Here is a 16,898-nt window from a genome sequence, read left to right on the forward strand (position 1 = left end):
TGGCAAACGCAGTGTTGGTCTCGGTCATCGTTTGATAAAGGGCCTGCTTTTCTTTGGTTGGCTTCATGAGCTCGAGTTTTAGGGAAATGGTGGGCACAGGGTTCACCTCCTTTGTCACCAGTATACCAAACGTACGTTCATAAGAACAAATGTTTTATATCGCTTAACAGTATTAATTTAGAGCGAATTCATCCCCCACCTGAAGGAAGGGGCTTTCTTCGCTCTTCATTCTGTAAGCAAATCGAAAAGCCAGACCTCAAAGTATAAGCGCTTCGGTCTGGCTTGTTCTAGCTACGGGGGATAGGAGCTAGAGATTTCAGTCGTGGCCATGAAATCCAAGCCAATTTAGTTTAAGGTAATCTCTGCCGTGCTGTGCTCATAAATGCCTTCAATGCTTTCCTCAATATCCTCTTCCAGCTCTTCTCTAGAGGGAAGGTCGTCGTAATTTTGTACCACCTGAAATGTTGCAAGACAGATTAGTAAGAATGGAAAACGCTCGGGGGCATCCTGGACAATCGCATATAGCTTATCACTCTTTGTACAGATGAGGTCTCCGGCGTCCTCAACCGTGCGCTTTCTCTCTATCGTTACCTCCATCAGACACACCTCCCGTTTCATGTTTTCATAGAGTTTCCAGAAAAGAGCGTTTATATACATGAAAAGCCACCCTGATATGGGGCGGCAGCTAATTATTTTTGCTTTTTTTGTTTTTTATCCGTTGACTTGTTGCCACCGTCATCAATCATTTCACTGGCCACTTCTTCGTTAAACATCGACTCTGTTGGCGTCTGGTTATTTGTCTGAGCTTTGTTGGCTTGCTTGTTTCGCTTCATGGTCTCACCTCTTTCGCTTCATCCTTGTTTAACGTTCACTTAAAGGAAGTTTCGCTTTCTATCGTTTCCTTGATCATAAAAATTATGTGCAACAAAGGGAAGGGGCCTCTGCTGCTCGTGATAATCCCTCAAAAAGCCACTCCATCAAGCGGAGAGGCCACTGAAAAACCATCATTTTTTTCAGTGGCCTCCCAAGAATAGAGGTCTGGGTATGCTGGTGCCGTCGCAGTAAAAATCTGATAAGTCTGAATTTATATTAAACGAAAATCTATGAAGAGCAGGCTGTCAACATTGGTGAAATCAGCGGAATTCCTGTTGCTTGTTGGCAAGAGAGAAACCTATGTGAATTGCCGCGTTTCTTACTCCTGCTATCGGAATGGAGCTCGCTCCTGTCCACGATCAAAATGTGTCGAAGAAGTCGAGGAAAAGAGTAAAACCGTATGGTAGACTAGAAGAAAACAACTGGGCGATCGATCCATTCATCGCATGAGTCAGATTCGTCGGGAGGGAAATGAGAAGGAGGATGTGAATGAATTTGAAACCGCGTGCAATTTATGTGGAGACCATGGTACATAGCGAGATGGAGAGAGTGTGGCATGCAACGCAAGATCCTGCTCTTCATGAAAAGTGGGATCTCCGATTTTCGTCTATAACCTATATAGAAAAAGAATCCCCGCACGATGATCAGCGTTTTACCTATACGACAAAAATCGGTTTTGGTGTCACGATTTCTGGTGAAGGGCTTAGCCGAGGAGAGGCGGAAAAAGACGATGGTTCCTGTGTTTCAGCTCTGTCGTTTTCAAGTGAACAGCCCGTGTCTCTCATCGCGAAAGGAAATGGCTATTGGCGCTATGTTCCAAAGGAGAACGGGGTGCAATTTATGACGCGCTATGATTATCAGACAAGGTGGGGAAAGGTCGGGACGTTGATCGATCGGCTTGTGTTCCGACCGCTACTTGGCTGGGCGACGGCGTGGAGTTTCGAGGCGATGCGTCTTTGGCTAGAGGAAGAAATTCACCCTCGTGAAAGCAAGCGACGCTCGTTCCTCCATATACTCTTTTCTCTGGCAGTCGCTTTTATCTGGTTTTATCAAGGGCTTGTGCCTAAGCTATTGTTTCCAGAGACTGGGGAAATTCAGCTACTGCAAGCAAGCGGGTTGGTTGCTGGATATGAGGAGGTAGCTGTGGCCCTCATTGGTGTCTTGCAAATGCTCTTTGGCCTGTTGTTTTTACTTCCGATTCCAAAGCGCATGCTCTTTCTTGGGTCCGCCGGCGCAGTGGCGGTGTTAGGAGTGGGGGCACTACTGAGTACGCCAGGACTTTATCTTGATCCTTTTAATCCTGCTGTTGTAAATGTGAGTATGCTAGTCTTATGTGTAGCAGGCTGGGGAAATGCCAAGAACCTAGTGCTAGCGAGACGATGCAAAAGGAGGGCTAGCTCGTGACGATCTCGATTTATCAACAGGCTCTCCGTTCTTCCTTTTCAAGGCTTCATCCGCTACTTCAGAAAAAATTCGGAGTAACGAGTGCTTCAAAAGAGATGGCCGTTGGCAAAGGGACAATGATTGAAATTCGCGGTGCCCCGCGTTTGCTACGGCCTCTCTTTCATCTCGGGACAAGGGAACGTCTCATCTTTCCAGAGAGGGGAAAGGACGTTCCTTTTAAGTTGGAGAATGTGGCCTACAAGGATGAGCATGGAAGGGAAACGGTAAGCTGGGACCGACGCTTTTATTTTCCAAAAGTAACAAGATCATTTGATGCAGTGATGAGGTATGACGAGGGCCTAGGAGGAATCGTGGATGACTTCGGACAGCGTCGTCATCTTTCTTCGACGCTAGGATTGACGGTGACACCTGGAGGAGGGCTCCTTATTCGATCTAGGGAAATACTTCTGCAAGGAGGAAACCACTCACGCCTACGTGTACCGCGCATGTTTCAGCCAAGTGTAGACGTCTATGAGCACGTGGACCCACGGGAGAAGGCAATTCGCATCCATGTGCATATTTACCACAAACGATTTGGCACAATGCTTATGTACGAGGGACTTGTCCATACCTCATTTATGCCCTTTTCCACAGAAACCATGCAAGGAAGGGAATACACATGAACCTGCGTCTGAATATTTGGATTGGACTTATCAGTATGTTGGCATGGGTAGCGTTTTTTCGGCCCACTCTGATCGAGTTGGCGCTTGGTTTTGCTTTCCTGCTTCTTGTGCCCCTGACGCTCTCACTGGTTAAAGGTACGGAGGAGGAGAACCTACTCCATTCATTCTTGAGCCGTTTCTCGTTTTTGTTTGCCTGGGCAGGCACGGCGGCTCTTAGCCTTCCACTCAATGCATGGTCGATTCTTTTTGCGAGCGTATGGGCAATTTTTACGGTAGGGGTGGCTCTAGCCGGGCTGACAAGACTGCTAAGGCGAGGCTGGAGCCCGATCGAAGAGACAGCGATCGATGTAGGCTTCATCTACCTTATAGTGGGCGGGGGATGGTTCATGCTGTCCACTCTCGGCGGCGAAGCTTTCCTCCCGTATTCAGAAGCTATCGTTGACTTGACTGCGGTTCACTTTCATTATGCTGCCTTTATTTTGCCGGTTCTCACAGGCATGCTGGGCAGATGGCTTTATGCAAAAATTTCTCATGTCTCCAAAGCCTATACCTTGCTCGCTTGGGGCATCCTGGCAGGACCGCTCCTCGTAGCGATTGGGATTGACGCTGGACCGCCAGTTGAAGCCGTGCTCGTTAGCATCTATGTTGGATTTGTGTGCTGGTTCTGTCTATGGAACCTCTCCATCATTCGGTGGGTGGCTTCTTTAGCGAAACTCGGTTTGGTGGCTTCTTCTGGCATCCTGCTGCTCACGATGGCTCTTTCCTTTTTGTACAGCTTCGGACTGGCGATGAATGCGCCGTTTTTAACGATTGCGGAAATGGTGCGCTGGCATGGGGTCTTTAATGCCTTTGGCTTTGCTCTCGTTGCGGTCATCACATGGGTTTATCTAGCGCCTTCTCCAAGAGCAACCTTCGGGGTGTTTCCGATTAGCCCCCTTAGAGGAAGGCAGCATATAGACTGCAGATTACTGAAAAAATACCCTAATCTAGGGAAGGAAGAAGCGTTGATTGAGTCATGGGAAACGTTTCGCCGAGCGGCATTTCAGCCAGATCAGTTAAATCCGCTTGTGTCCAGTTTTCACGAGCAAACAATAGGCTACACGATGAAGGCAAAAGTACGCTGGGCATTTTGGCTACCCTCTAAGCTGTCTTCTAGTGTAACGAGGAAAATGGGGCAGCTCAACCTTCCTGCCTCCGGGTACATTGGGATGAATGGAGCGATTTACACGGTAGATGACGCAACGAAAGGCCGACCTGCGTCCCGTGTCTGGATTAGGCAGAACGCCACAACGAACGAACCTATTTTTACAGCGGCGTACTCGCATCATCAAAAAATGAACACCACCTATATGAACATTGCCCTCCCTTTGCCAGGAGGAGTAATGACAGGTGTTCTCAGGCCGGACCATGGTGAGGCAGGGAGCCTGATTCTAACAAGTAGGAAAGAAAAGGACGAGCAGGGCGATGAGGGGATCTATGTAACGTTTGGGCGGATTACCGTGAACACACCCTTGGCAGAATCCTTTCTCCTTCGCCAAATAGGACGGAATCAGCTTGAAGCATACCATCAGCTCTCGTGTTTTGGCGTGACGTTTGTTCGGCTGCGTTATGAATTGATATGTATTTAGAGCACGGCAAGAGCACGGCAAGAGCGCTTCTAGGGCCGGACTGATGAAGGAAAGGCTAGGAGGTGAGTGCATCTTGTAAGCAGATTCCCGTGCCTTGTGTTAGGTTCAGTCGCCCCTCACTCCTTTTATACCAAGGAATGAAGGGGTTTTTTGTGTCCGAAAGTTGAATAATTAAACGATCCTCCATGGAACCTTTTTTATAAGAACCACCTCGTCCCCACCTTTTCCCCGTGCCTTCCCCCTGCTTTGTGCGGTATTTTATCTATTAAATGCTATTCATAAAAACCCTTAATAGGAGCAATAAGGGAGTTTCCCTCAAAGAATCAGGATATTCCCTAATACCGAAATTTCCCGCGGCTTTCTATAATGAAAGCAACACATAACGATCATAAAGGGTGAGTTTAAATGGAGACCGGACATGTTAATCAATTAGAGAAATCCCCACGTCCAACCCCCCAGCGCATATTTGCTTCGAGGTTTGCCAAATCGATGTTCTTAGCGGTCAGCCTCCTCGTGATTTTATCGTTTATCGGCACACGGATGTTTACCCATATTGACTTGAACTTATATGGCTACATGATTGGGACGGTGGTGTTTCTAGGGGGTCTCTTTTACCGATTGATCGCCTGGGCAGAGCGGCCACCAACCAAAATTCTAATCAAAAAAGGAATTCGGCTCTTGTTTCGCGGATCGACGCCGAAAACATCTGTCGAACACCTCGGGACGTATCGGTTCATTTGGAATCGAGGCTTGTATCGGTGGGTCCAGCATATGCTCATGGGTTGGGGTGTGATTCTTGCCTGTGTGATTACCTTCCCGCTCGTATTTGGGTGGATGTACTTCACGATGGAGGAAAACGGCACCTACACCATTGTTGCTCTAGGGATGGATATCATGCGTATGAACGCCGATGGATTTCTAATGTTTTTGTTTTCCAACGGCTTAAACATCTCCGGCATCATGGTGACGGTCGGTGTCTGTATGGCTTTGTACCGGAGAATGAAAAACATGCAGGCAAGGGCTGAACAGAAATTTCTTTACGACTTTTTGCCGCTGTATCTTCTACTTTTTATTAGCATTACGGGATTGCTGCTTACATTCTCAAACATTGTCTTACACGGGGCGGGTCATTATGTGCTATCGATGATTCATCAATATTCGGTGATTGTGACGCTGATCTATTTGCCTTTTGGAAAGCTTGCGCATATTCCTTTCCGACCGCTGAGCGTGTTTGCGAGAAATTACCGGGAGCATTACGGAGAGAAGTCAATGAAAGGATGCAGCGTTTGCGGCGAAGCGTTTGTTTCTGCTGAACAATCGAACGATGTCATCGATGTGCTTCGAACAAATGACATTGATTTTACGATGCAAGAGGGCTTTCATTTGGCAGAGCTTTGTCTTCCGTGTCGAAGGAAATACCGTATGGCGAGATTTTCTGGGCGCACCACTCATGAAATTGAAGCGAAGGAGGCGAATCAACATGCAAAAGGATAAGTTTTTCCGCGAGGTCGAGAATGTCCGGCACCCGAATGAATCCTTGGTGAAAACCCATTGTAGCTATTGCGGAATGCAGTGCGGCATGAATTTACGCGTGAACACGTCGACAAACACCATTATCGGGGTCGAACCTCGCTATGACTGGCCCGTCACCGTTGGCAAGATGTGCCCAAAAGGTGTCACGGCCTACCAGCAGACAAATCACAAGGATCGAATTCTCCGGCCGCTCATCCGCGATGATGCATCATTAAAAGGGACGAAAGAGGGGTTTCGAGAAGCGAGCTGGGACGAAGCGTACGATTTGATTGCAAAGAAATTTGTACATTTGCAGAAAGAGTACGGAAAGGACAGCCTATCTGTGTTCAGCGGGGTCTCGATGACCAATGAGAAATGCTACTTGACGGGGAAATTTGCGAGAGTCGCTTTAGGAACGAGATACATCGACTACAACGGCCGTTTTTGCATGTCGAGTGCCGCCGGAGGGTTTTTACGAACATTTGGCGTCGATCGGGGTTCTACGCTACCATGGACCGATATTCACGAAACCGATTGCTTGTTCATCGCTGGCAGCAATACAGCCGAGTGTCATCCGACCTCGATGTTCAGAGTCTGGGCGGTTCAGGAAAGAGGCGGGTACCTCATTGTTGCCGACCCGCGTGAGACACCGATTGCGAGAAGAGCTGACCTTCACCTCGATTTACGTCCGGGGACCGATCTAGCGCTTGCGAACGGGATTCTGCATTTGTTGATTCAACAACAACAAGTAGATGAAACCTTTGTTCGGCAGCATACAAACGGCTTTGAAGAAACCAAAGAACTGGTGGGTGCATTTACACCAGAAGTTACGAGTGAAATAACAGGTGTTGCAAAGGAAAAAATCATACGTGCGGCTGAAATTTACGGAAAGGCACCAAATGCGATCGTCATGTTTGCCCGCGGAATTGAACAGCAGCAAAAGGGCGTTGATAATGTCTCTGCCTATACGAACCTCGCGCTTGTAACAGGGAAGATTGGCCGACCGAAGTCAGGGGTCGCAACGTTTACAGGACAGGGAAATGGCCAGGGTGGACGCGAGCATGGGCAGAAGTCTGACCTTTTGCCAGGTTATCGAAAAATTACGAACCCGAAGCACGTAGAGGAAGTGAGTGCCATTTGGGGGATCGATCCTAAGGATATGCCGAAAGAAGGCGTCTCTGCGTACGAGTTATTCGAGCGAATGGATCAAAAAGACATTCGCGGGTTGTATTTGCTCTGCTCGAACCCTGCTGTTTCCGCGCCCAATCTTAACTTTGTCAAGAAAGCATTGAAGGATCTTGATTTCATGGTGTGTGCCGACTTTTATCTATCGGAATCTGCTGAATTTGCCGATGTCATCCTGCCTTCAGTGACATGGTCCGAAGATGAAGGAACGTGCACGAATCTTGAAGGAAGAATTATCAAAATCAACAAAGCACAGGAGCCGCTTGGGGAAGCGAAACCGGACTGGCAGATGCAAGTGGAACTTGCTGAGCGTCTTGGAAAAGGAAAGTACTTCTCTCATTTAAAAACGGCGAAAGATGTCGCCACTGAATTTAGGTTGGCGACAAAAGGCGGAAATGCCGACTACTACGGAGCGACCTGGGAGAAGATTGACAAGCAGGACGGTGTCTTCTGGCCCTGTAAAGATGAAGAAGATACAGGAACGCCGTATATGTTTCTTGATAAAAAGTTCTATCATCCGGATGGGAAAGCGAAAATCTGTGCCCTTCCGTATCGACCACCTGCTGAAGAGCCATGCGACAGCTACCCTCTGCATTTAACAACTGGACGTGTCGTCTATCATTATCTATCCGGAAACCAGACGCGCAGAATTCCGTTTCTTTATGACATGTGCCCGGATCCCTATGTTGAACTGCATCCAAATACAGCAGAGAGGTATCGTGTTACGCACGATGAAAACGTTCGACTCCTGACGCGACGAGGCGCAGGGACGTTTAAGGTGAAGGTGACCGAAGCGATACGGGAGGACACGATATTTGTTCCTTATCATTTCGGTCATAAAGAAGCCATTAATCTTCTAACGAATGCGGCGCTCGATCCAATATCGAGAATGCCGGAATTTAAAGTATGTGCCGTACGAATGGAGAAGTTGGAAAGGAAGAAGGTGACGTAGATGCTAAAAAAGAGGCTATACATCGAGCTCGAGAACTGCATCGGCTGCCGCGCCTGTCTGGCCGCCTGCACGCAATGCGGCGGTCATGAAGAACGAAATCGAAACTATGTGTATGATGTCAATCCTTATGTCGATCGCCAAACAATGCCACTCATGTGTCTCCACTGTGAAGACCCTGCCTGCGCGAGAAGCTGTCCAGCCCAAGCCATCCAGATTCACGAAACCGGTGCGGTGCTGTCGGCGATGGTGGAAAAATGTATTGGCTGTCAAAACTGTACGATTGCCTGTCCGTATGGTATTCCTAAATTCGATACAGAGCAGAACCTAATGTATAAGTGCGACCTTTGCATTGACCGCACAAAGGATGGGATCCCTCCGATGTGCGCAAGTGTTTGCCCTTCAAATACGTTGCAGTGGTTAACGGAGGAAGAAATCGAACGCAAACAACAACGGCATGAGCTTGATAATGATAAATGGGTGACAAGCTTACCCCACTTAGAAGGCGCCACGAATGTGAAAATTAATCTGCCAGGCATTTTACAGGGAACGGAAAAATTGTTTTGAGGAGGGGTACTGATGACCGACCGCAATAATAAACACCCGTTTAACGAAGACAACTACACGCATAATATTGATCGAAATCATGAACGGACCTTAGACCGACGAAGCTTCATGAAAACATTGGTCGGAGCCGCTGGCGTGTTCGCTGTCGGCACCCTCCCGTGGGGAGGCGTGGCCGCGAAAGAATTACTGGGATTCGGTGAGAGTGACCAGCAGCGACAAAAAATCGCAAACATCGCGGATATCCCGGTTGGAAGTTCTGTTGATTTCACCTTTCCAAGCGATAAGGACAGCGCGATTTTAATCCGGTTAGGAGAGAATTCATTTGTCGCTTATCAAAATGCCTGCACGCATCTCTTGTGTCCCGTGTTTTGGGATAAAGAAAAAGACGAAATGATCTGCCCTTGCCACCACGGTGCTTTCAGTGCAAGAACAGGGGAGGCAACGGCTGGACCGCCAAGGCGCGCGCTTCCTGAAATTGAACTTCAGGTGGATCATAGCGCTGTCTATGCGATTAAGGTGAAACGATATGAAACGTAGTGCTCTCGGTGTACTGGCGCTTAGCCTGATTTTGCTGCTGAACATTGTCTTTACCCAGTTGGCGGTGCATCAGTATTATCATGAGCGGTACGGGGCGGTTCTAATCTATGCCGGTCTGAATGTCATTCTGTTTCCACTGGCAGTGCTGATTTATAAAAAAGAGCGGGATAAGGGCGGAAATGCGCGTGAATAAGATTTCTTGGAGGGGCAGATGGTTGAAACGAAGGTAGCCTCAAAAGGAACAGGCAGAGGGAGGAGGGGTTTTTAGGTGGAAATTCAGCAATTAGAACGCTCAATTTCGTCGGTTGTTCAAGTATGCATTCGCGATGAACAAGGAGAGGAAAAGGCCCCGTGGGTCAATAAGAAACTAAAAAAACTAGCCAACTGTCCGGACAACACGCATCTACGCATCTGGTTTAATGACCGTACTTTCTTTGCTGTGCCACTTTCACTTCCTGTTCTACAAGAAGAAGGCAAGTGGTCTGCCTATGATCGCAAGACAGGTCTTACGTATTTAGTCAGAAGGGAAGAGGATGCCAATGAATAAAAAAATGCAGCTTCCTTTACAAACGGCAAATTTGATCATCGGCTTTATGGTATGGGTGTTAATTTCGTCCTTAATTCCTTTTATCATGGAAGATATCGCGATCGAACCTGGACAGGTAGCCTGGGTGACGGCCTTGCCGGTTGTTCTAGGGTCGTTGCTGCGAATCCCTATGGGCTACTTGACGAATCTATTTGGCGCTCGGACGATCTTTATCGCTAGTTTCGTGCTATTAATGTTTCCAGTGTATTATATCAGTGTAGCAACGACGTTAACGGATCTGCTCGTTGGTGGCTTGTTTCTTGGGATTGGGGGTGCCGTCTTTTCCGTAGGGGTGACGTCGCTGCCAAAGTATTATCCGAAAGAGCGTCATGGGTTTGTGAATGGCATTTACGGGGCAGGGAATTTAGGGACGGCGCTAACCACTTTTGCCGCGCCGGTTCTTGCGGCCAGTATTGGCTGGTCGCTCACGGTCCAGCTCTATATGGTACTCTTAGGAATGTTCATTCTCGCCACGTTCTTCTTGGGCGATAAGGAAGAAGTGAAGGTAAAAACGCCGCTGATGGAACAGATGAAAGGCGTTTATAAAAACGAAAAACTCTGGCTTTTTAGCCTCTTTTATTTTATAACATTTGGTTCATTTGTGGCGTTCACGGTCTTCTTGCCAAATTTTCTTGTGAATAACTTTGGTTTGGATGGGGTCGATGCCGGAATGAGAACCGCCGGATTTATAGTCTTAGCCACAGTGCTGAGGCCGATCGGTGGATGGCTGGCTGATCGCTTTTCGTCTCTTTATCTTTTAATGGTTGTATTCGCCGGGTTTACTGTTGCAGCGTTGCTTCTCTCCCTGGCCCCATCCATGACTCTCTTTACGGCTGGCTGTTTAACGATTGCTGCGAGCGGCGGGGTCGGGAACGGTGTGATTTTCAAACTTGTGCCGATGTATTTCGACAAACAGGCGGGGATCGCCAATGGAATTGTATCGGCTATGGGCGGTCTGGGTGGATTTTTTCCACCGCTGATTCTTTCTTCGCTCTATAATCTAACGGGTCATTATGCGATCGGGTTTATGGCGCTGTCACAAGTCGCACTGGCAAGCCTTGTGCTAGTGATTTGGCTGCATTTTCATGATTTAGCGCAGGATACCCCGCCTCACGGAATGTGAAGGCGTAGCCCGGCGAGTATGTGGGGGAGGAATGCGCTTTTGCGTCAACAAAAAACTTTCTGGTCCTTTCCCAACTATGAAAAGACTTTCGGAGTGGTATAATGGAAATACCTTAGTGAAAGGGGGCAAAGGCGGTGTGGAACTGACCATTACAGCTAAAATAAAGATTCACCCGACGCTAGCGCAAGTAGAGCTATTAAAAGAAACCGTCTCTGCTTATCGCGAAAGTTGTAATTTTGTTTCTGCGATGGTCTTTGAAAGCCACCAGCTATCTCAAGCAACATTGCACAAGGCAACCTATCATGACCTCCGCTCCACCTATCATCTTCGCTCTCAAATGGCTCAGTCTGTCTTGAAAACCGTGATTGCTAAATATAAAACGAACCAAAGCAACGATGTGGACTGGTCGCTTGTTGTGTTTAAAAAGCCGCAATATGACTTGGTTTTCAATCGGGACTATTCGTTAACCAAAGATTTGTTTTCGGTTAATACATTGAGCGGTCGTATCAAAGTTCCTTTTGAAACCAAAGGAATGGAACCATATTTTGATGGCACCTGGAAGTTTGGTACAGCCAAACTTGTCTATAAACACGGGAAATGGTTTTTGCATATTCCAATAACGAAAGACATCACTCAAGTGAAGGACGATGCGATCAATCAGGTCGTAGGTGTTGATCTTGGGATCAATTTTGTGGCCACGTCCTATGATTCACAAGGGAAAACTACCTTTTTCAAGGGTCGCCACATCAAACACAAACGAGCAAAATACAAACAAACCCGGAAGGAATTACAACAAAAACAAACCCCTTCTGCCAGAAGGCGCCTCCTGCAGATGGGACAACGAGAAAACCGTTGGATGCAAGACATGAATCACTGCATCAGTAAGGCACTCGTTGACCAATACGGAGAGGAAACGTTGTTTACGCTCGAAAACCTAACAGGCATTCGTCAAGCGACGGAAAAAGTACGCATTAAAGATCGTTATCAAACGGTATCGTGGTCTTTCTATGACTTGCGACAAAAGCTAGAATACAAGTCCCTGATGAATCAATCGAAAGTGATCGCCGTAGATCCTAAATACACATCACAAACGTGCCCGACATGTGGTCACACGGAAAAAGCGAATCGCAACAAAAAGAAGCATATCTTTTGTTGCAGGACGTGTGGCTATACATCCAATGATGACCGCATTGGCGCAATAAATCTTCAGCGAAAAGGAATCGAGTACATCGCTGGAGGAACGCCACAAGCATGACTTATGGCGTTGGGTAGCTGTCAGCCTGCCCCTAATGTGACACCACTCTAAGATTAGGAGGTCTCCCGACCGTTTGCACTATTGGGTAGTCACAAGCCCCCACTTCAATCAGACCGTCAGGTTGATAAGTGGTGGGTAGTTGACGATAAACTGGCATTGTCTTATCAAGTGATGAAATCGACGCCGCTTGGGATGATGGTGACCGATAAAAAAGGGAAGATTATCACGGTCAATCCGTCTTTCACAAAGGTCACAGGGTTTGATGAAGAAGAAATTGTAGGGAAAAATCCAAACATCTTGCAATCAGGAAAACAGTCGGATGCTTTTTATGAGGAGTTATGGAAAACGCTTCTGACAAAAGGCGCTTGGCAGGGGGAAATCTGGAACAAGCGAAAAGACGGGCGTCTTTACTTAGAGTGGTTGACGATCAACGCGATTTACGATGATGCAGGCGAAGTGATTCAATATGCTGGCGTCTTTAGTGAGGTTACGGACAAAGCGGAATGAATCCAGAGGGAGGATCTTTATGGAGCCCAAAATGGCGGCCAATGCGAGTGGCTATATTATTCAGTCGCAGGAAGAAGAATTGAAACGAATGGCCTTGGAACTTCATGAGGGCGTCAGCCAGAATTTGTACAGCATCCACACGGGACTGGGTCTGCTTGAAGCGGGAATGAAAGACCCAGCTCTCAAGGGGTACACGAGAGAAATGACTCAAGTCGTCACACGTACGATTGAGGAAGTGCGGCTACTGTCAGTGGAGTTGTATCCGCACACGCTTGCGACGCTCGGTTTAACTTCAGCTTTAAAAAGCTATGCGAAAATGTTTACATCAACCCTTGGGGTGGTGGTCGATATTCAATCAAGCGGCGAGGAGAAAATGTTGCCCGAACCAAAAAGCATGGCTCTCGTTCGTGTTTGCCAGGAGGCCTTGATAAATAGTGCGAAATATGCTGACGTCGACCAGGTGTGTCTTCGCCTTACGTGGGAAGAGACGTCACTAGAAATCGAGATTCAAGACTCTGGAAAAGGCTTTAAGCTTGAAGAAGTCATGAAAAGCGATGCTATTATGGGGATTGCTTCAATGAAAGAACGAATGCGTCTTGCAGACGGGAATTTTCATGTAGCATCGGAACCAGGTGGCGGCACGGTCGTCTCGCTGTTCCTAACCATATGAGCGATTGGAGGAATGTTCGTGATAAAGGTACTGTTGGTTGACGATCATGCTGTCGTGCGAATGGGCTTGAAAATGCTGCTGGATTCTCTTTCCGATATGGAAGTAGTTGGAGAAGCATCGGAAGGAAATGAAGCGATTGAAAAAGCGCTTGAATTGAAACCGGATGTGCTGCTGATGGACTTGAGCATGCCACATGGAAAAGACGGACTTTCGGCGACAGAGGAACTGAAGAAGCAGTTGCCGGAGACGGCGATTCTGATATTGACGATGCATGATGACGAAGAATATTTATTCCGGTCGATCCAAGCTGGAGCTTCTGGTTGCGTGTTAAAGAGCGCCCCTCATGAGGAACTTATTGATGCCATTCAATTAGTCTGCAGTGGGGAGGCTTATTTGCACCCGTCTGCGACGAAAAAATTAATGGACGAATATCTAGGAACGATGAAAGAACATGGAACGGATCTGTATCAACAGCTTTCGAATCGGGAGAAAGAGGTCTTGACCTTAATTGCCAAAGGCTACGCCAATAAAGAAATCAGTGAACTGTTATACATTAGTGTCAAAACCGTTGAGGCCCACAAAAGCAAGGTTATGGATAAACTGCGGATGAAAACAAGGCCGGAACTGGTTTCCTACGCCTTAAAGAAAGGGTTACTCGGCAGTGCGATTCGATAGGAAGCGAAACGATGCCATTGTTGAAGCATGTGCTCGTTTGAAAGCAGAGGTCTCTTGTGACTTTGTCGGACTCGCGCTTCAAAAACAGACAAGGCCAGAGATTACTTGGCGTTATGCCCTAGGCAATACGAATACTAAGTACGTGCACATTAAACTGCGCTATGGCAAAGGAATCGCTGGCAAAGTGATGGCAAGCAATGCGGCGATGGAAGTGAACGACTTTCCGCGTCACATCAATGGAAGAGCCACTGATTATCCGATTATGCTCGCAGAAAAACTGGTCGCAGCTTTTGCAGTTCCTGTGGCCATAGGTGGAATCACCAGGGGCGTCCTCTTAATAGGATGTCGGAAGGCTCATGACTTTACCGAAGCAGAAAAAGGAAAGGTCAAGGAGGCAGCGAGAGAAGCGGAAGCGCTTTTAGCTTCTCGTCTTGCAGCGCTTGGAGGAGAAGTGGATGAGTAATAGAAGTAAAGAAGCCCAAGCCGAGGCAACAATTGTCATTGATGATCAGGGGTTGATTCAATCCGTTAATACGGAAGCGCTCGAACTGATGTCTAGGCCTTCGGAACAATGTACAGGACAGGACATTCAAGCGCTCTTCCCTGACATCGATGTCGCTACTTTGGAAGAAGACACACCTATACTCCAATTTGGAACGAATAAAAAGGGAGAGCGCGTGCCTTTATTTGTGCGCAAACATTCGTTTTGTCTGATGGAAGAAAACTTTGCCCTTCTTATCATTCATAAAGCCCATGATTCCCACGTGTCTGGCATGGAGCCACGAAAACTAGTCAATGAACTTCTAGATACCAAGTTTGCCCTTGATGAATCGACCATTCTCGCGATTACCGATCAAAAGGGAGTCATTCAATATGTGAATCATAAATTCTGTGAAGTTTCTCAGTATGCGCAGCACGAATTGCTCGGTCAAGATCACCGTGTTGTCAATTCAGGCTATCACTCTAAGGAGTTCATGCGTAACCTTTGGCGTACGATTGCGAGGGGAAATGTGTGGAGGGGAGAGATCAAAAACAAAGCCAAAGATGGAAGTGACTACTGGGTCGATTCAACCATTGTTCCCTTTTTGAATGAGAGAGGAAAACCGTACCGGTATTTGGCGATACGTTTTGAGATTACCGAGCGAAAACGGATGGAAAAAGAATTGCAGGAAGCTCTGACTCGAATTATCGATGTGCAGGAAGAGGAAAGCAGAAGGCTTTCTCGAGAGTTACACGATGGCATCGGTCAAAATTTATATAGTCACTTAATTACGATTGACCGTCTACATGCAGAGCTTGATCATCCGTTGGTTAAAGTCATGCGCAAGGAAGCTGCTGCCCTTATCGAAGAAGCACGAGGAATCTCTTGGGAACTGCGTCCTTCCGTACTCGACGATCTTGGGCTCGGCTCTGCTTTGCGTTCCTTTTTTAATCGATTCCAGGAACACTACAAGATTCATGTTTCCTTTGATTATTTGCTATCCGGGAGGCTAGAGCCGCACATTGAGGTATCGATTTACCGGATCGTACAAGAGGCCCTTACAAACATTCGGAAATATGCACAGGTCGATCAAGCCTTTGTCACTGTGAGCGAATCGGAAGGAACCGTTATCGTGAAAGTGGAAGACCATGGCATTGGTTTTGATCGAAACACGAGCTCTTCCGGCGTTGGGCTCGTGAGTATGGAGGAGAGAGCACGATCTGTTAAAGGAGAAATAACGATCGCTACCGTTCGTGGAAGCGGGACGATGATTGTTTTAGAGGTTCCGCAGGAGAAAATCAAGGGATAGGCCACTAAAAAAGCCACTCCATCAAATGGACGGAGTGGCTTCATTGTACTTATTTCGGATTTGTCGCCCAGAGTTCGGCGCTCTTTACGAACATTCTCGGGTGGAGTTTGAGCTGGGAGACCATCACGTCAGCCAAGTCCTCCGCCTGCATGTAATTTTCGGTACCGTCATTGCTTAGGTTGTTACTCCCACCGAACTCAGTGATGACTTTACTCGGAGTGAGCGCTTGAACACGAATATTGTCTTTACGAACTTCTTTCATTAACGCTTCTGTCAGTCCGAGAACGGCAAACTTCGATGCACTATACGCACTTGACCCTTCTGTTCCTCGCAACCCCGAAGTAGAAGAGATATTGAGGATGTCCCCGGACTTTTGGGCGATCATGTCAGGAAGGACGGCTTGTGTGACATGATACACTCCCATCAAATTAACATCCATCACTTCTTTCCAATCGGACTCGGTGAGGTCTAAAAAGCGCCCGTATTTTCCAATGCCAGCGTTGTTAACGAGAATATCAATCGAGCCAAGCGTCTCTTTTATTTGGCTGACGGCGCTGGTTACTGATGTACGATCAGCAACATTGGCGCTAGCGATCACGACGTTCACCCCGTAGTCACTTAATTCTTTAGCTACCTTCTCAAGATTGGACTGTGTTTTGCCAACAAGTCCTACATGGATGCCCTCTCTTGCAAACGCATGGGCAGTCGCTCTGCCGATGCCACGACCTGCCCCTGTAATGAGCGCTGTTTTCCCTTTCAAAGATTGCATGTCAACCAGCCTTTCTGTCATGTTTTTGAATACAGAACCCTAGATCTTTATGTATATCCACTGTATCAATAAGAAACGCAATTGCCAAGCATAGAGGGGGTATGAACGATTCATCTTTTTACAGAATGAAGAGCGAAGAAAGCCCTTCCTTCAGGTAGGGGATGAATTCGCTCTAAATTAATACTGTTAAGCGATACAAAACACTT

Annotated in this window: 19 protein-coding genes; 16 read left to right on the forward strand and 3 right to left on the reverse strand. The window is 47.4% G+C overall.

The window, feature by feature from the left end; all coding sequences use genetic code 11:
* Positions 1–345: 345 nt before the first annotated feature.
* Positions 346–597 carry a hypothetical protein gene (locus tag AVZ68_RS18520; RefSeq protein ID WP_059106061.1) on the reverse strand — a complete coding sequence of 84 codons (252 nt, stop codon included), beginning with the start codon at positions 595–597 and terminating at the stop codon, positions 346–348.
* 92 nt (positions 598–689) lie between these two features.
* On the reverse strand, positions 690–833 hold the full coding sequence (gene ykzP / locus AVZ68_RS20530) for a protein YkzP (protein WP_180316734.1): 144 nt from the start codon (positions 831–833) through the stop codon (positions 690–692).
* A gap of 529 nt (positions 834–1,362) precedes the next feature.
* On the opposite strand from ykzP, the gene AVZ68_RS18525 reads away from it, so the two are divergent.
* The 16 genes from AVZ68_RS18525 to AVZ68_RS18600 all read left to right on the forward strand — a co-directional run bounded on the left by AVZ68_RS18525 (position 1,363) and on the right by AVZ68_RS18600 (position 15,923).
* Positions 1,363–2,277, forward strand: a complete 915-nt coding sequence (locus AVZ68_RS18525; protein ID WP_059106062.1) for a DoxX-like family protein — start codon at positions 1,363–1,365, stop codon at positions 2,275–2,277.
* A complete protein-coding gene (locus AVZ68_RS18530; RefSeq protein ID WP_245628181.1) occupies positions 2,274–2,939 on the forward strand; it encodes a DUF4166 domain-containing protein in 666 nt (221 codons plus the stop codon). The genes AVZ68_RS18525 and AVZ68_RS18530 overlap by 4 nt, the downstream gene beginning before the upstream one ends.
* Entirely contained in the window at positions 2,936–4,567 is a 1,632-nt protein-coding gene (locus AVZ68_RS18535; RefSeq protein ID WP_059106063.1) for a YndJ family protein, read from the forward strand. The genes AVZ68_RS18530 and AVZ68_RS18535 overlap by 4 nt, the downstream gene beginning before the upstream one ends.
* Positions 4,568–4,972: 405 nt before the next feature.
* Positions 4,973–6,061, forward strand: a complete 1,089-nt coding sequence (locus AVZ68_RS18540) for a hypothetical protein (RefSeq protein WP_059106064.1) — start codon at positions 4,973–4,975, stop codon at positions 6,059–6,061.
* The gene (locus tag AVZ68_RS18545) at positions 6,048–8,216 is read left to right on the forward strand and encodes a molybdopterin oxidoreductase family protein (RefSeq protein WP_059106065.1); all 2,169 of its coding nucleotides are present in this window, start codon (positions 6,048–6,050) and stop codon (positions 8,214–8,216) included. The genes AVZ68_RS18540 and AVZ68_RS18545 overlap by 14 nt, the downstream gene beginning before the upstream one ends.
* Positions 8,217–8,780: a 4Fe-4S dicluster domain-containing protein gene (locus tag AVZ68_RS18550; RefSeq protein WP_059106066.1), complete on the forward strand. Its 564-nt coding sequence runs from the start codon at positions 8,217–8,219 to the stop codon at positions 8,778–8,780.
* A gap of 12 nt (positions 8,781–8,792) precedes the next feature.
* Positions 8,793–9,317, forward strand: a complete 525-nt coding sequence (locus AVZ68_RS18555) for a Rieske (2Fe-2S) protein (protein ID WP_059106067.1) — start codon at positions 8,793–8,795, stop codon at positions 9,315–9,317.
* Positions 9,307–9,510 (forward strand): hypothetical protein, encoded by a 204-nt coding sequence (locus tag AVZ68_RS18560; RefSeq protein WP_059106068.1) that lies wholly within the window; start codon positions 9,307–9,309, stop codon positions 9,508–9,510. The genes AVZ68_RS18555 and AVZ68_RS18560 overlap by 11 nt, the downstream gene beginning before the upstream one ends.
* Positions 9,511–9,585: 75 nt before the next feature.
* Complete coding sequence (locus AVZ68_RS18565) at positions 9,586–9,864, forward strand: hypothetical protein (protein ID WP_059106069.1); 279 nt, start codon at positions 9,586–9,588, stop codon at positions 9,862–9,864.
* The gene (locus tag AVZ68_RS18570; protein ID WP_059106070.1) at positions 9,857–11,026 is read left to right on the forward strand and encodes a nitrate/nitrite transporter; all 1,170 of its coding nucleotides are present in this window, start codon (positions 9,857–9,859) and stop codon (positions 11,024–11,026) included. The genes AVZ68_RS18565 and AVZ68_RS18570 overlap by 8 nt, the downstream gene beginning before the upstream one ends.
* A gap of 136 nt (positions 11,027–11,162) precedes the next feature.
* Complete coding sequence (locus AVZ68_RS18575; protein WP_059106077.1) at positions 11,163–12,281, forward strand: RNA-guided endonuclease InsQ/TnpB family protein; 1,119 nt, start codon at positions 11,163–11,165, stop codon at positions 12,279–12,281.
* 156 nt (positions 12,282–12,437) lie between these two features.
* A complete protein-coding gene (locus AVZ68_RS18580; RefSeq protein ID WP_245628182.1) occupies positions 12,438–12,788 on the forward strand; it encodes a PAS domain-containing protein in 351 nt (116 codons plus the stop codon).
* A gap of 19 nt (positions 12,789–12,807) precedes the next feature.
* Complete coding sequence (locus AVZ68_RS18585) at positions 12,808–13,458, forward strand: sensor histidine kinase (RefSeq protein ID WP_059106072.1); 651 nt, start codon at positions 12,808–12,810, stop codon at positions 13,456–13,458.
* Positions 13,459–13,476: 18 nt separating this feature from the next.
* Complete coding sequence (locus AVZ68_RS18590; protein WP_059106073.1) at positions 13,477–14,133, forward strand: response regulator transcription factor; 657 nt, start codon at positions 13,477–13,479, stop codon at positions 14,131–14,133.
* Positions 14,120–14,596, forward strand: coding sequence for a GAF domain-containing protein (locus AVZ68_RS18595; RefSeq protein WP_059106074.1), 477 nt, complete (start codon positions 14,120–14,122; stop codon positions 14,594–14,596). Before AVZ68_RS18590 ends, AVZ68_RS18595 begins: the two co-directional genes overlap by 14 nt.
* Positions 14,589–15,923, forward strand: coding sequence for a sensor histidine kinase (locus tag AVZ68_RS18600; protein WP_082676789.1), 1,335 nt, complete (start codon positions 14,589–14,591; stop codon positions 15,921–15,923). Before AVZ68_RS18595 ends, AVZ68_RS18600 begins: the two co-directional genes overlap by 8 nt.
* A gap of 49 nt (positions 15,924–15,972) precedes the next feature.
* Here AVZ68_RS18600 and AVZ68_RS18605 read toward each other — a convergent pair whose 3' ends face one another.
* Positions 15,973–16,692, reverse strand: a complete 720-nt coding sequence (locus AVZ68_RS18605; protein ID WP_059106075.1) for a 3-ketoacyl-ACP reductase — start codon at positions 16,690–16,692, stop codon at positions 15,973–15,975.
* Positions 16,693–16,898: the final 206 nt, after the last annotated feature.

It is taken from the genome of Shouchella shacheensis (genome assembly GCF_001484965.1).
Classification (GTDB): Bacteria; Bacillota; Bacilli; order Bacillales; family Bacillaceae_D; genus Shouchella; species Shouchella shacheensis.

What these genes read in the sequence shown, in the direction of transcription:
- AVZ68_RS18550 (WP_059106066.1), top strand. Translation starts at nt 8,217, where the DNA reads ATGCTAAAAAAGAGGCTATACATCGAGCTCGAGAACTGCATCGGCTGC.
- AVZ68_RS18570 (WP_059106070.1), top strand. Translation starts at nt 9,857, where the DNA reads ATGAATAAAAAAATGCAGCTTCCTTTACAAACGGCAAATTTGATCATC.
- AVZ68_RS18545 (WP_059106065.1), top strand. Translation starts at nt 6,048, where the DNA reads ATGCAAAAGGATAAGTTTTTCCGCGAGGTCGAGAATGTCCGGCACCCG.
- AVZ68_RS18520 (WP_059106061.1), bottom strand. Translation starts at nt 597, where the DNA reads ATGGAGGTAACGATAGAGAGAAAGCGCACGGTTGAGGACGCCGGAGAC.
- AVZ68_RS18560 (WP_059106068.1), top strand. Translation starts at nt 9,307, where the DNA reads ATGAAACGTAGTGCTCTCGGTGTACTGGCGCTTAGCCTGATTTTGCTG.
- AVZ68_RS18540 (WP_059106064.1), top strand. Translation starts at nt 4,973, where the DNA reads ATGGAGACCGGACATGTTAATCAATTAGAGAAATCCCCACGTCCAACC.
- AVZ68_RS18585 (WP_059106072.1), top strand. Translation starts at nt 12,808, where the DNA reads ATGGAGCCCAAAATGGCGGCCAATGCGAGTGGCTATATTATTCAGTCG.
- AVZ68_RS18535 (WP_059106063.1), top strand. Translation starts at nt 2,936, where the DNA reads ATGAACCTGCGTCTGAATATTTGGATTGGACTTATCAGTATGTTGGCA.
- AVZ68_RS18600 (WP_082676789.1), top strand. Translation starts at nt 14,589, where the DNA reads ATGAGTAATAGAAGTAAAGAAGCCCAAGCCGAGGCAACAATTGTCATT.
- AVZ68_RS18605 (WP_059106075.1), bottom strand. Translation starts at nt 16,692, where the DNA reads ATGCAATCTTTGAAAGGGAAAACAGCGCTCATTACAGGGGCAGGTCGT.
- AVZ68_RS18525 (WP_059106062.1), top strand. Translation starts at nt 1,363, where the DNA reads ATGAATTTGAAACCGCGTGCAATTTATGTGGAGACCATGGTACATAGC.
- AVZ68_RS18555 (WP_059106067.1), top strand. Translation starts at nt 8,793, where the DNA reads ATGACCGACCGCAATAATAAACACCCGTTTAACGAAGACAACTACACG.
- ykzP (WP_180316734.1), bottom strand. Translation starts at nt 833, where the DNA reads ATGAAGCGAAACAAGCAAGCCAACAAAGCTCAGACAAATAACCAGACG.